Raw genomic sequence first — 12,836 nt, 5'->3', positions numbered from 1 at the left:
GCCGCGATCAGCTGCCGAGTTCCTCGGTCGGGCTGATCTCGCGTTCTTCGTCGCGCAGGCGGTGAAGATGGGCGATGAAATAGCGGGTATGGGCGCTGTCCACGGTCCGCTGGGCCTCGGCCTTCCACGCGGCGAAGGCGCTGTCGTAATCGGGGAAAATACCGACGACGTGAATGTTCTTGGTGTCACGGAATTCCGTCCGGGACGGGTCCACGAGCTCGCCCCCGAAGACGAGGTGAAGACGCTGAGGCATCCTGTTTCTCCTGCTGTCGCAATCTGGCGCGAACCTATCCGAGCCGGGCAGAGGAACCAAGGGCAAACGGTCTTATCGAAGGTCCGCAAGGGCGGACACAATCGCGTCAGTCGCAGGATCGAGGTTGGCGGCCAGTCCCGGTCTGTCGGGGATGGTACGGGCGGCGGGACTCGAACCCGCACAGGCTTGCGCCCCAGGGAGTTTAAGTCCCATGCGTCTACCATTCCGCCACGCCCGCGCCTGTTCCGTGGCTAGCGGGCGGGACGGCAATTGGCAAGGTCAGAAGCTGCGCGTCGGGCGGTCGAAGACCTTGCGTCCCATCAGCGATCCGACCAGATCCACCATCAGCTTGGCAGTGCGCCCGCGATCATCAAGGAATGGGTTCAGCTCGACCAGATCGAGCGAGGTCATCAGCCCGGATTCGTGCAAAAGCTCGCAGACCAGATGCGCCTCGCGGAAGGTGGTGCCGCCGGGAACGGTGGTGCCGACGGCGGGTGCGATCGAGGGGTCGAGGAAGTCGACATCCAGACTGACATGCAGCAGCCCGTTTTCGGCCCGCACCCGGTCCAGAAAGGCCCGCAGCGGAGCGGCAATGCCATGTTCGTCCAGAACCCGCATGTCGTTCACGGTGATCCGGGTTTCCTCAAGCGCAGCATGTTCCGCCGGATCGACCGAGCGGATGCCGAACATGCAGATGTTCTGGCCCGGAACGGGGGCGGGGAAGGGCGGAAAGGGCTCGAATCCCGCGCGTCCGGCGGCATAGGCCATCGGCGTTCCATGCAGGTTCCCCGAGGTCGTCGTCCGCACCGTGTGGAAATCGCTATGCGCATCCAGCCAGATCACGAAAAGCGGGCGACCCTCGGCCTGCGCATGAGCCGCCACCCCAGCCACCGTTCCCAGGGACAGCGAATGGTCGCCGCCCATGAAGATCGGTACGCCATCCGGCATCGCCGCGCTGGCCGAGGCAGAAAGCGCCTCGGTCCAGGCGATCACCTCGGGCAGGTGATGGACGGCGGGATTGTCGCAGGTCTGGCCCCGGCCAGCGGCGGGGATGACATCGCCGCGATCCTCGACCGTGTGGCCAAGCTCGGTCAGGGTTCGGGCCAGCCCCGCCACCCGATAGGCGGCCGGGCCCATCAGGCAACCGGCGCGGCGCTGGCCTTCATCGACGGGGCAACCGATCAGGATGCAATGGGTCATCGTTCCTCCTGCTATGGATTGGACTGACCCAACGCCCTTGGATCAGCTACGGATCCCCTTGAAGCGATCCTGCCATTCGTCGCGATCCTCGTCGCTGATCTTGGCGAACAGCACCTCGGGCGTGGTGAAGGCATGACCTGCGGGCAGCGTTGCCAGCGCTGTACGGGCGTCCACGGGCCAGTTGCGGTCATCGGTCTGCATCGCCGCCAGCATCGCATCTGCCGCAAAGGGGATGAAGGGCGCCGACAGCACCGCGTAAAGCCGGATCAGGTTCAGGCCCAGACGCACCTGCATCGCGGCCTTTTCCGGGTCGGTCTTGAAGGTCGACCAAGGTGCCGCCGATTGCAGATATTCGTTGCCCAGCACCCAGATCGCGCGCAGTTCACCAGCCGATTTGCGGATCTCCATCCCGTCCATGAAGCCTTCATAGGCGCGTATGCGGGCGGTCAGGGCGTCAAGCAGGGCCTCTTCCTCGGGGCCATAGCTGCCGCCCTCGGGGATGATCTCGCCGAATTTGCTGCGGCAGAATTTGGTGATACGGCTGACGAAGTTGCCCAGCACATCGGCCAGATCCTTGTTCACCGATTGCTGGAAATTGTCCCAGGTGAATTCGCTGTCACCGGATTCCGGGGCATGGCTCAGCAGCCACCAGCGCCAGTAATCGGCGGGCAGGATCGACAAAGCCTGATCCATGAACACGCCGCGACCTTGCGAGGTGCTGAACTGGCCGCCGTCATAGGTGAGGTAGTTGAAGGACTTGATGTAATCGACCAGCTTCCACGGCTCACCCGAGCCGATGATCGTCGCAGGGAAGCTAAGCGTATGGAAAGGCACGTTATCCTTGCCCATGAACTGGGTATAGGTCACGTCCTCGGCACCCTCGTCCAGACGCCACCAGCGGCGCCATTCGCTGTCGGGCAGGCCCTTGGCGTCGGTCCCTTCGGCGGTGCCGGCGATATATTCGACTGGTGCGTCGAACCAGACATAGAAGACCTTGCCCTCCATCCCCGGCCAAGGCTGGTCGCCCTTCTGGACCGGGATGCCCCAATCCAGATCGCGGGTGATGCCACGGTCCTGCAGCCCGTCACCGTCGTTCAGCCATTTCCGGGCAATCGAGGTGGTCAGGATCGGCCAGTCTTTCTTGCTGTCGATCCATTCCGCGATCTGGTCCTTCAGCGCGCGCTGGCGCAGGTAAAGGTGCTTGGTCGCGCGGACTTCCAGATTGGTCGAGCCGCTGATCGCCGAGCGCGGGTTGATCAGATCGGTCGGGTCAAGCTGCTTGGTGCAGTTCTCGCATTGGTCGCCGCGCGCCTTATCGTAGCCGCAGTTGGGGCAGGTGCCCTCGATATAGCGGTCGGGCAGGAAGCGGCCGTCATCGATCGAATAGACCTGCTTTTCCTCGACCTCGGTGATCCAGCCGTTTTCATCCAGTTTCCCGGCGAAATGCTGGGTCAGGACGTGGTTGCGCTGGCTGGAGGAGCGACCGAAATGGTCGAAGCTGAGGCCGAAATTGCGCGCGATCCCGGCCTGCACCTCGTGCATTTCGGCGCAATAGATCTCGATTGGCTTGCCGGACTTCTTGGCGGCAAGCTCGGCGGGGGTGCCGTGCTCGTCCGTGGCGCAGATGAACATCACCTCATGCCCCCGCTGGCGCAGGTAGCGCGCATAAAGGTCCGCAGGCAGCTGCGAGCCGACGAGGTTTCCAAGATGCTTGATCCCGTTGATATAGGGGATCGCCGAGGTGATGAGATGCCGGGCCATGGGATGCGTCCTTTTGATCGGCGCCATGTCTAGCCGCGAAGCGTCAAGATGGAAAGTCCTGCGGACATTGCCCCCTCGTCCAGCGCAACGCCGTCCTGCGAACGGTGTGGAAAAGCCAGCGAATGCTGGGGGTGCTGGGTCACTGGGCGTACACCGGCTGCCCAAGTCTGTGCACTGTGAAGGTGCTGCTTGGGAGAGTGCCGGTTAGGGCGGGAGGCCAGCGTCGGGGAGGTATCTGCTTCATGACCCGGACGATCGGACCAGTCGGTCGGCTACGAACTTTGCGATAGAGATGAGCGAAACGGTAAGGGCAGGAGCCATGTATATCATCGAGGAGGGATTAGAGCTCAGGTAGATAACACTTAGCCGCGCCATCATCGATCCAAAGAACAGCTGAAGAAGTCCCAGCTTTGGCAGGAACAGCAGTATTAAGACTGAGCTTGCTGCTTCATTCCGTCCGATACGGGGGCCACGCCCTCGGAATAAGATTGCCAGAAGGATGGCCGCGCCTCCGGACAGCAACCAGATGTATTGGCTTAGTCCGGGTACGATTGAGTCTTGGTCACTTCCAATCATTTACGGCTCCCCAATTCATTTACGGCTTCCCAATTGCGGGGCCCGACTTCGGCGCCACACCGTTGAAATTTCTGTCATTATTTCTGATGGAAAGGCAAAGTCTTTTTGCAAAATCCTGTCGCCGCTCGTTTGGTGCAGAGGCAGCCATGACTGGCGACCCAAGTTAGCCGCAAAATATACTTTTGTATCGTTTCCAGCATGCGCGGCTTTATCGCTATTGCGTTCCCACAGGCATTGATCGACTGGAGCGCTTTAGGAATCGCGTCGTAAAGCGCTTAGGGTTGCGTCAATTGGAAGTCATATCTCTCGTTTTATTCATTGCAGTCGTGCTGGCCGTTTTGCTTGGCCGCAAGGGCAGCAAGAAGTCTCGGTCAACGAAAGAACAACCGCGGACACCACGCGAAAACGTCATTCCCTTCGATGCAGGAAGTGCAAAGCCGATCGTGGATCGTCGCATCCTCGAAGGTTCGGCCTTTGTGATTGACGGCGATACGCTGGTCATCCGGAAAACGCAGATACGTCTGTTCGGAATTGATGCCGCCGAGCTGAATCACCCTTACGGGAAGAATGCGAAATGGGCTTTGACCTCGCTCTGCAAGGGGGAAACGATCCGGGCAGAGCTCATCGAGCAGGATGTCCACGGTCGGACCGTTGCGAAGTGCTCGTTGCGGGATGGTCGTGACCTATCGGCAGAAATGGTCAAGCTGGGCTTGGCGCTGGATTGGGCAAAGTTTTCTGGTGGAAAATACCGGTCGCTCGAAACGCCGGATGCACGGAAAAAGCTGTGGCTTGCAGATGCGCGTCAAAAGGGGCGTATGGCCGTTTGGGAGCAGTTCGATGCCAAGCAGGCGGCGCGCAACGCAAAATAGCGCAGTTGATGTCAGGTGCTGTCGCCGCCTGAAGTCACGCATGAGCCTGCAGATGTCGCCACGGCGCGCCGCAGGGTGGCGGCGACGCCTGCGCTGAGGGGCTTGGATCCGGCAAGGATGTCACTGACCGGGAACCAGCCTGCATCCAGCGCGTCATCGGCGGCGATGGGTTCGCCCGACACATAGTCGCACAGCACCGCCGCCAGCAGGAAATGGAAACGCAGGGCGCCATCGGCCCCGCGTTCGATCATGTCGATATTGTCGATATAGGCGCGCGGCCGGGCGATGACGCCGGTTTCCTCGGCCAGTTCGCGGGCGGCGGCGTCCAGCGCGGTTTCGCCCGGCTCGACATGGCCGCCGGGGAAACCCCAAAGGCCCGCATCCGGCGGATTACGGCGCTGGACCAGCAGCACGCGCTTGGCCTCCACAAGGACGGCCAGCGCGGCGAGCCGGGGAAAATGCGCCAACTTAGCGCCGACGGTCGCGGCGCGAGCTCATCGGTTGGAAGGCGACGCCGACATGGGCCTCGCAATAGGGTTTTCCGGCTGCCGAGGGCAGGCCGCAGAACCAGAACTTGTCGGTCGCCGGGTCGCCGATCGGCCATTTGCAGGTCCGCTCGGTCAGTTCCATCAGCGACAGCTTGCGGGCGCGCTTCTCGACCTCGCGGACCGAGGCCAGCGCCTCGGGGCTGATCTCATTGGCCGAGGGCTGCGGCGGCAGCGGCTGACCCGCGGGCACGATCGGCCGGCGGTTGAAGTTCACCGGCTGCGGCGCCGGTGCGGCCTCGGGCTGCGGAGCAGCGGCGGCAGCGGGTTTCGGCGCGGGCTCGGGGGCCGGGGTGGGTTTGGGTTGCGGGGCAGGGGCTGCAGCAGCGGTGGGCTGGGGCGCAGGCTTCGCCTCGGGCGCAGCGGGTGCGGCAGGCATTTCGGTTCCGTCCTCGTTTCGGTTTGACAGGCCAAGGCGATGCACCTTGCCGATCACGGCGTTTCTGGTGACGCCACCCAGCTCTTTGGCGATCTGGCTGGCCGACTGGCCTTCGGCCCACATGCGTTTCAGCGTCTCGACGCGCTCATCGGTCCAGGACATGGCTTGCCTTTCCTGCACCGGGTCCATCCCGGCGCTCTCGTGCTAGTGGCTTCAATTCCGCGGAACCCGGTCTTAAACCGGGGATAGCCAGATTTACCTGCCCGAACCCATAAATTCAAGGAGCGCAGATGAGTGTCGTCCAACCCGGCCCCGGTTTTCGACAGATGGGCGTGCGCCGTTTCGGCCGCGTGAACTGGCTAGGCCTGTGGACCTTGGCTCGGCGCGAGATCATGCGCTTCATGAATGTCTGGCAGCAGACCGTCTTTGCGCCGCTGATGACGGCGGGTCTGTTCGTCATGGTTTTCGCCTTAGCGCTGGGGCGCGACCGGGGCGAGGTCATGGGGCTGCCCTATCTGGTCTTTCTGGGACCGGGCATCCTGATGATGACGGTGATCCAGAACGCTTTCGCCAACACATCTTCCAGCATCATCTCCTCGAAGATGCAGGGAAATATCGTCGACACGCTGATGCCGCCCTTGTCCGCGGCCGAGATCATGGCGGGCTATCTGATCGGGGCCTTGGTGCGGGCGCTGATCGTGGCCGTCGTCATCGCGCTGGGGATGGCGGCGCTGATCGGGCAGGGCATCGCACATCCGCTGATCGCGCTGAGCTTCATCGTGCTGGGGGCGCTGGTGATGGGGGGATTGGGCATGCTGGGAGCGATTTTTGCCCAAAAATTCGACCAGATGGCCGCGATCACGAATTTCATCGTGACACCGCTGTCCTTCCTGTCGGGCACATTTTATTCGGTGCAGGCGCTGCCCCAGCCCTTCGCCACGCTGGCGCATTGGAATCCGATCTTTTATCTGATCGACGGGGCGCGTTACGGCATTGCCGGGGTCTCGGACGCGCCGGTTGCACGGGCGCTGGTCGTGTCGGTGCTGACGGCCATGCTGGTGCTTTACGCGGTCTGGCGGTTGCTGTGCTCGGGCCATCGGATGAAGCCGTGAATCCCGTTGCGTGACGCTGCGTTCCGCGCTATGCGACCGGCATGATCATTCGGACCGCATATCACGCCCGTCCCCGACGTTGATTCTTCAGCGTCCGATCCCGCCTGCCTTTCCGTCATTTCCGGGTATTCGCATTTAGCGGCCCATGTCTGCAAAGGGACCACTCCATGATTCCGCATGTCCTGCCGACCTATAACCGTGCCGATCTTGCCTTTGAACGAGGCGAGGGCAGCTGGGCCATCACGACGGATGGGACACGATATCTGGATCTGGGCGCGGGGATCGCGGTCAATGCGCTGGGTCACGCGAATCCGGCACTGGTTGCCGCGCTGACCGAACAGGCCGGGCGGATCTGGCATGTCTCGAACCTGTATCACATCCCCGAGCAGGAACGGCTGGCCGACCTGCTGGTCGAGAACACCTTTGCCGACACCGCCTTCCTGACCAACTCCGGCACCGAGGCGGCCGAGCTTGCGATCAAGATGGTCCGCAAATACTGGGCCGAGCAGGGCGATGACCGTTTCGAGATCCTGACCTTTGAAGGGGCCTTCCACGGCCGCTCGACCGGTGCCATCGCGGCGGCCGGGTCGGAAAAGATGGTCAAGGGCTTTGGTCCGCTGATGCCCGGCTTCCGCCAGCTGCCCTGGGGCGACATGGACGCGCTGAAGGCGGCGATCTCGGACCGCACCGCCGCCGTGATGATCGAGCCGATTCAGGGCGAAGGCGGCATCCGCCCGCTATCCGATGAGGACCTGCGCCTGATCCGCGCGCTTTGCGACCAGACCGGCGCGCTGCTGGTTCTGGACGAGGTGCAATGCGGCATGGGCCGGACCGGCAAGCTGTTTGCGCATGAATATGCCGGGGTCGCGCCCGATATCATGATGGTCGCCAAGGGTATCGGCGGCGGCTTCCCGCTGGGTGCGGTTCTGGCCACCGAAAGCGCCGCGGCCGGCATGGTCGCTGGCACGCATGGCTCGACCTATGGCGGCAATCCCTTGGCCTGCGCGGTTGGCGCAAAAGTCATGGAGATTATCGCCGCGCCGGAATTTCTGGCCGAGGTCAATCGCAAGGCCGGTCTGTTCCGTCAAAAGCTGGAAGGTCTGGTTGCGGCCCATCCCGATGTTTTTGAAGGGATTCGGGGGCAGGGGCTGATGCTGGGGCTGAAATGTCGCGTCGCGCCGGGCGATCTGGTCAAGGCAGGCTATGCCGAGCAGATCCTGACGGTGCCTGCGGCGGATGACACCCTGCGCCTGCTGCCGCCGCTGAACATCAGCGACGAGGACATCTCTGAGGCGGTGGCCCGGCTGGACCGGGCGGCCGACAGGTTGGATGGATAGGTTCGGCTTCCGGCCTGTCACGCGCGCCGATCTGCCCCTGCTGGCGGATTGGCTGCGCCTGCCCGAGGTCGCGCGCTGGTGGCGCGGGGCCGAGACGCAGCTGGCCGGGATTGCCGAGGATCTGGACGAACCCGCGATGCGGCAATGGCTGGTGCTGGAACATGGCGCGGCCATTGCCTATGCGCAGGTCTATCCGGCGCATCACTGGAACGCGCCGCATTTCCACGACCTGCCCGCCGATGCGCTGGCGATCGACTGCTTCTCCGGGCCGGATGGCTTTGGTCGTGGCGGGCAATGGCTGTCCGCGCTGTCCGATATCCTGTTGGTCGAGGCGTCGGTTCTGGTCATCGACCCCGCGCCGGACAATCACCGCGCCATCCGCGCCTATGAAAAGGCCGGTTTTTCCGGCAGCGATCTGCGGCTGACCGAGGATGGCAGCAAGGCGCGTGTGATGACGCGTCTCCGATGAGGCTTTGTCTTTCCCCACCGCGTGAAACGGGCCACGGGCCTTGACCTAACACCGGCAAAGCGGCTTCCTTGCCGGATCAATCCGAAAGACAGTAGCAAATGAACAGTTTTCTCGACATCCACACCACCGACAAGGCCGAGCTGCGGGGCATGATCGATGCGGCGCGTCGGATGAAGGATGCGCGCAACGGCCAGCCGAAAGGGGCACCCGATGCCGATCAGCCGCTGAAGAACCGCATGGTCGCGCTGATTTTCGAAAAGCCCTCGACCCGCACCCGCGTCAGCTTCGATCTGGGCGTGCGCCAGATGGGCGGGCAGACCATGGTGCTGTCGGGCAAGGAAATGCAGCTGGGCCATGGCGAGACCATCGCCGATACCGCCCGCGTGCTGTCGCGCTATGTCGACCTGATCATGATCCGCACCTTCGAGGAAGCGACGCTGCTGGAAATGGCCGAATATGCCAGCGTTCCGGTGATCAATGGGCTGACGAACCGCACCCATCCCTGTCAGGTCATGGCAGATGTGATGACCTTTGAAGAGCATCGCGGCCCGATCGCCGGGCGCAAGGTGGTCTGGTCGGGCGATGGCAACAATGTCTGTGCCAGCATGATCCATGCCGCCGGGCAGTTCGGCTATGACTTCACCTTCACCGGCCCCTCGACGCTGGACCCCGAGGCTGAGGCGCTGGAATTCGCCCGCGCACAGGGTGTGCAGGCCCTGATCGAGCGCGATCCGGCGAAGGCCGTCGCGGGCGCGGATCTGGTGGTGACCGATACCTGGGTCTCGATGCATGATCCGCAATCGGCACGTGAGCGGCGTCATAACCAGCTGCGTGGCTATCAGGTCAATGAGGCGCTGATGGCGCAGGCCAAGTCCGACGCGCTGTTCATGCATTGCCTGCCCGCGCATCGCGATGACGAGGTCACGAGCGCGGTGATGGATGGGCCGAATTCGGTGATTTTCGACGAGGCCGAGAACCGGCTGCATGCGCAAAAGGCCGTCATGCGCTGGTGTCTGGGGCTGTAAGGGGGGCTCTGCCCCCGCCGCGCGTGCCGCGCGACTCCCCCGGGATATTTGGGCAAGAAAGAATTGGGCGCGGCTGTGGGGCCGCGCCCTTTTGCTTTTCTTAGTTTTCGCGGAAGGCGCGGATGAAATAATCGCTGAGGGGTTTGACCAGATAGGCGAAGGGGCTGCGTTCGCCAGTCTGGACATAGACTTCGACCGGCATGCCGGGGATGAGGCTGAGTCCTTCCAGCTTGGCGCGTTCCTGTGGCGGGATGGTGACCTCGGCGCGGTAATAGGGGACGTGCGTGGTCTGGTCGACCAGCGTGTCGGGCGACACGCGGCTGAGGATGCCGTCGATCTCGGGCGTGGTGCGCGACGAGAAGGACGAGAAGCGCAGAACCACCTGCTGGCCGGGATGGACCTCATCGATATTGATCGTGGCGATGCGGGCGGCGACGACCAGCGGCCGGTCTTGCGGGATAATGTACAGGATCGGGTCCGCGGCGCGGATGACCGAGCGGGGCGTAGTGATCTGCAATTCCTGCACGACGCCGGCGACGGGTGCACGGATTTCAAGCCGGGCGATCTGTTCGGTCAGCGAACGGCGGCGTTCGGCCAGTTCAAGCTCGCGATAGCCGAGGTCGCGCAGCTCGGTTTCGGCCTCTTGCCGATAGGCTGCGGATTTTTCCAGACGTGACAGGTCGATCTCGGCCAACTGGGTTTCTGCCTGAGCGCGATTGGCGGTCGCCTCGCCCAGAAGTCCGTCCAGCCTTGCGGCCTCGCGTTCCAGTGCCAGCACGCGCGAGGCCTGGGCGAGGCCCTTTTCCAGCAGCGAGCGCTGGTCGCGCAATTCCTGCGAGATGAAGTCGCGCTGCTGCTGCAGGGCGACCGATTGGGCGTCGATGCCGCGGATCTGGGATTGCACCTGTTCGGACTGTTTCGAAAGCTGGCCCAGCGATTGGGTCAGCGTGTCCAGCCGGGCGCGGAACAGGCTGGCCTGTCCCTCCATGAGGTTGGCAAGCTCGGGGCGGGTACTGGCCTGACGGGTCAGTTCCTCGGGGAAGGCGATGTCCTTTATGTCGGCGCGCTCGGCTTCCAGACGGCCACGGCGGGCGAGTATTTCGAAATACTGACCCTCGACGATGGTCAGTTCTGTGCCCAGAAGCGCGCCGTCCAGCCGGATCAGAACCTGTCCTGCCGCGACGCTTTCGCCCTCATGCACAAGGATTTCCGAGACGACGCCACCATCCGGATGCTGGACGATCTGGCGGCGCTGCTCGACCTCGACCTGGCCCGAGGCGACGACAGCCCCGGCGATGCGTGCGCCAACCGACCAGAGTCCGAAGCCGCCGATCAGCAGGGCCAGCGCGAACAGCCCGAGCGCGACCGAGCCCCGCGCCGACCAGTCGGGGCGGACCGGGGGTGGCGGGGGCGGACTGGGCACTTTGGCGGGACCCGAGGTGCTGGCAGGGGTGGCGGCGATGGGCAGGTCGGGGGCTGCCGGTCGGGGATCGGTCATGACACGCCTCCGCCCTGGCCTTGGGCGCGGTTGATCTGGTCGGCATTGCGGACCATGGATTTCAGAACGTCGTCGCGTGGCCCAAACGCGCGGCGCATGCCCTGATCCATCATCAGAAGCAGTTCGCATTCATGGATGGCAGCGGGACGATGCGCCATGATGATCACCGCGCCGCCGCGCGCCTTGATGCTGCGGATCGCCGTGTTCAGCGCTGCCGAGCCTTCGTTGTCGAGGTTGGAGTTCGGCTCATCCAGAACGAACAGGACGGGATCGGCATATAGCGCGCGTGCCAGGCCGATGCGTTGGATCTGCCCGCCCGAAAGCCGCCCGCCCGCTTGGCTGACCGGGGTGTCATAGCCTTGCGGCAAGTCGAGGATCATCCGATGCGCGGCAGCTGCGGTGGCGGCGGCAACGATCTGGGCGGGATCGGGCTCGGGCGAGAGGCGGGCGATGTTTTCGGCGATGGTGCCGTCGAACAGTGTCACTTGCTGGGGCAGGTAGCCGATCAGGCTGCCCAGCACGTCGGGGTCGTATTGATCCAAGGTCGCGCCATCCATCCGGATCGAGCCGCCTGCGACGGGCCATGCGCCGATCAACGCGCGGGCCAGCGTCGATTTGCCAGCGCCTGACGGTCCGATCACGCCCATGGCCTGACCGGGGGCGATGTCGAAGCTGACGCCGCGCAGGATCGCCACATTCTGTCCCGGCGGCACGATGGTAAGGTTACGGACCTCGATCCGGGCGGCGGGGCGCGGCAGGGGGGTGCGCGTCACGGCAGGCGGACGGCGCGACAGCAGCGCGCCCAGCCGTTTCCAGCCGTCCTGCGCCCGTTGCACGATGGGCCAGCCGCCGACGATCTGCTCGACCGGAGCCAGCGCCCGACCCATCAGGATCGACGAGGCGATCATCGCGCCCGGCGTCACCTCCTGGCGCAGGACCAGATAGGCCCCGGCGGCCAGAAGCGCGCTTTGCAGGAACAGGCGGAAGCTGCGCGAAAAGACGGTGAAGGCGGCGGCGCGGTCCTGCCCCTCGATCGTGGCGGCGGTGGCGCGGTCGCGGGCAGTTTGCCAGCGGCGGAAGGTCGCCCGACGCATGCCGAGCGCGCCGATCAGCTCACCTTCATCCCGGAACAGGTCGGACATGCGATCCGACGATTGCGAGGCGATCGCCGCCCTTTGCAGCGAATCGCGGCTGAGTATCTGGTTGAGAAGGGTCGAGCCGACAAGGATCACCAGCCCGGCGGTGGCGACAGCCCCCAGAAGCGGGTGAAAGACATAGACCGCGGCTAGGAAGAACGGCGCCCATGGAATGTCGAACAAGGCCATCAGCACCGGTGAGCCGATCAGGCGCTGCACGGCCTCAAGATCGCGCATGCCGCCCTTGGTCGCGGCTTCAGAGCCGGTGGCGCTGCCATCCTGCAGGGCGGCGGTAAAGACCCGCCCTTCCAGACGGTCCTGAAAACGCGCGGCGACGCGGGCCATGACCCGGCTGCGCGCCAAATCCAGCAACCCCATCAACAAAAACAGGAATACTACCAGCAGGAACAGCGCGGTCAGCGTTTCCAGCGAGCGACTGGCCAGCACCCGGTCATAGACCTGCATCATGAACAGCGGTCCGGTCAGCATCAGAAGGTTCACCGCAAAGGAGAACAGCCCGACAAACCCGAAGAGGCGCCACGATCCGGCGCGCGCGCGGCGCAGCTCGGAAAGTCCGTCGTGATGTATCGGCGGCGAAGCCATGCCGGTTTTCCCCTTGTTCCTTCCGACCCGTCTTGTCGGTTCCGGTTACAGCGCATATCCCAAAAGCTGTGAC

At 63.9% G+C, this 12,836-nt stretch carries 12 protein-coding genes and 1 tRNA gene; 5 read left to right on the top strand and 8 right to left on the bottom strand.

The features are described from left to right. Positions 1-7: 7 nt before the first annotated feature. The 4 genes from GL300_RS05650 to metG all read right to left on the bottom strand — a co-directional run bounded on the left by GL300_RS05650 (position 8) and on the right by metG (position 3,214). On the bottom strand, positions 8-253 hold the full coding sequence (locus GL300_RS05650) for a DUF4170 domain-containing protein (RefSeq protein ID WP_155038627.1): 246 nt from the start codon (positions 251-253) through the stop codon (positions 8-10). Positions 254-405: 152 nt separating this feature from the next. Then, positions 406-491: transfer RNA gene (locus GL300_RS05645), tRNA-Leu, on the bottom strand. Positions 492-532: 41 nt separating this feature from the next. Then, the gene (gene rocF / locus GL300_RS05640; protein ID WP_155038626.1) at positions 533-1,453 is read right to left on the bottom strand and encodes an arginase; all 921 of its coding nucleotides are present in this window, start codon (positions 1,451-1,453) and stop codon (positions 533-535) included. A 42-nt stretch (positions 1,454-1,495) separates the two neighbouring features. Next, entirely contained in the window at positions 1,496-3,214 is a 1,719-nt protein-coding gene (gene metG, locus GL300_RS05635; RefSeq protein WP_155038625.1) for a methionine--tRNA ligase, read from the bottom strand. Positions 3,215-4,071: 857 nt separating this feature from the next. Between metG and GL300_RS26600 the strand changes: the two genes are divergently transcribed. Next, positions 4,072-4,659, top strand: coding sequence for a thermonuclease family protein (locus GL300_RS26600; protein WP_246195095.1), 588 nt, complete (start codon positions 4,072-4,074; stop codon positions 4,657-4,659). Between the two features lie 11 nt (positions 4,660-4,670). Here the strand turns inward: GL300_RS26600 and GL300_RS05625 are convergent, their stop codons facing one another. Together GL300_RS05625 and GL300_RS05620 are read right to left on the bottom strand one after the other, a co-directional pair. Further along, on the bottom strand, positions 4,671-5,126 hold the full coding sequence (locus GL300_RS05625) for an NUDIX hydrolase (protein WP_155038624.1): 456 nt from the start codon (positions 5,124-5,126) through the stop codon (positions 4,671-4,673). A 1-nt stretch (position 5,127) separates the two neighbouring features. Then, positions 5,128-5,745 (bottom strand): GcrA family cell cycle regulator, encoded by a 618-nt coding sequence (locus GL300_RS05620; RefSeq protein WP_155038623.1) that lies wholly within the window; start codon positions 5,743-5,745, stop codon positions 5,128-5,130. 128 nt (positions 5,746-5,873) lie between these two features. Between GL300_RS05620 and GL300_RS05615 the strand changes: the two genes are divergently transcribed. The 4 genes from GL300_RS05615 (at position 5,874) to argF (ending at position 9,526) form a co-directional block, all read left to right on the top strand. Continuing rightward, positions 5,874-6,695, top strand: a complete 822-nt coding sequence (locus GL300_RS05615; protein ID WP_225612081.1) for an ABC transporter permease — start codon at positions 5,874-5,876, stop codon at positions 6,693-6,695. A 167-nt stretch (positions 6,696-6,862) separates the two neighbouring features. Continuing rightward, on the top strand, positions 6,863-8,032 hold the full coding sequence (locus tag GL300_RS05610; protein ID WP_155038622.1) for an aspartate aminotransferase family protein: 1,170 nt from the start codon (positions 6,863-6,865) through the stop codon (positions 8,030-8,032). Further along, positions 8,025-8,501, top strand: a complete 477-nt coding sequence (locus GL300_RS05605; RefSeq protein WP_155038621.1) for a GNAT family N-acetyltransferase — start codon at positions 8,025-8,027, stop codon at positions 8,499-8,501. The genes GL300_RS05610 and GL300_RS05605 overlap by 8 nt, the downstream gene beginning before the upstream one ends. Before the next feature lie 98 nt (positions 8,502-8,599). Continuing rightward, positions 8,600-9,526: an ornithine carbamoyltransferase gene (gene argF / locus GL300_RS05600; RefSeq protein WP_155038620.1), complete on the top strand. Its 927-nt coding sequence runs from the start codon at positions 8,600-8,602 to the stop codon at positions 9,524-9,526. Positions 9,527-9,626: 100 nt separating this feature from the next. On the opposite strand, the gene GL300_RS05595 is transcribed toward argF, so the two are convergent. After that, a complete protein-coding gene (locus tag GL300_RS05595) occupies positions 9,627-11,024 on the bottom strand; it encodes an HlyD family type I secretion periplasmic adaptor subunit (RefSeq protein ID WP_155038619.1) in 1,398 nt (465 codons plus the stop codon). Continuing rightward, positions 11,021-12,763, bottom strand: coding sequence for a type I secretion system permease/ATPase (locus tag GL300_RS05590; protein ID WP_155038618.1), 1,743 nt, complete (start codon positions 12,761-12,763; stop codon positions 11,021-11,023). Before GL300_RS05590 ends, GL300_RS05595 begins: the two co-directional genes overlap by 4 nt. Between the last annotated feature and the right edge of the window lie 73 nt (positions 12,764-12,836).

The sequence above is a fragment of the Paracoccus litorisediminis genome (assembly GCF_009711205.1).
Classification (GTDB): Bacteria; Pseudomonadota; Alphaproteobacteria; order Rhodobacterales; family Rhodobacteraceae; genus Paracoccus; species Paracoccus litorisediminis.
Note: the sequence above shows the minus strand (reverse complement) of the source record. Positions and strands in the feature narration are given on the sequence as shown.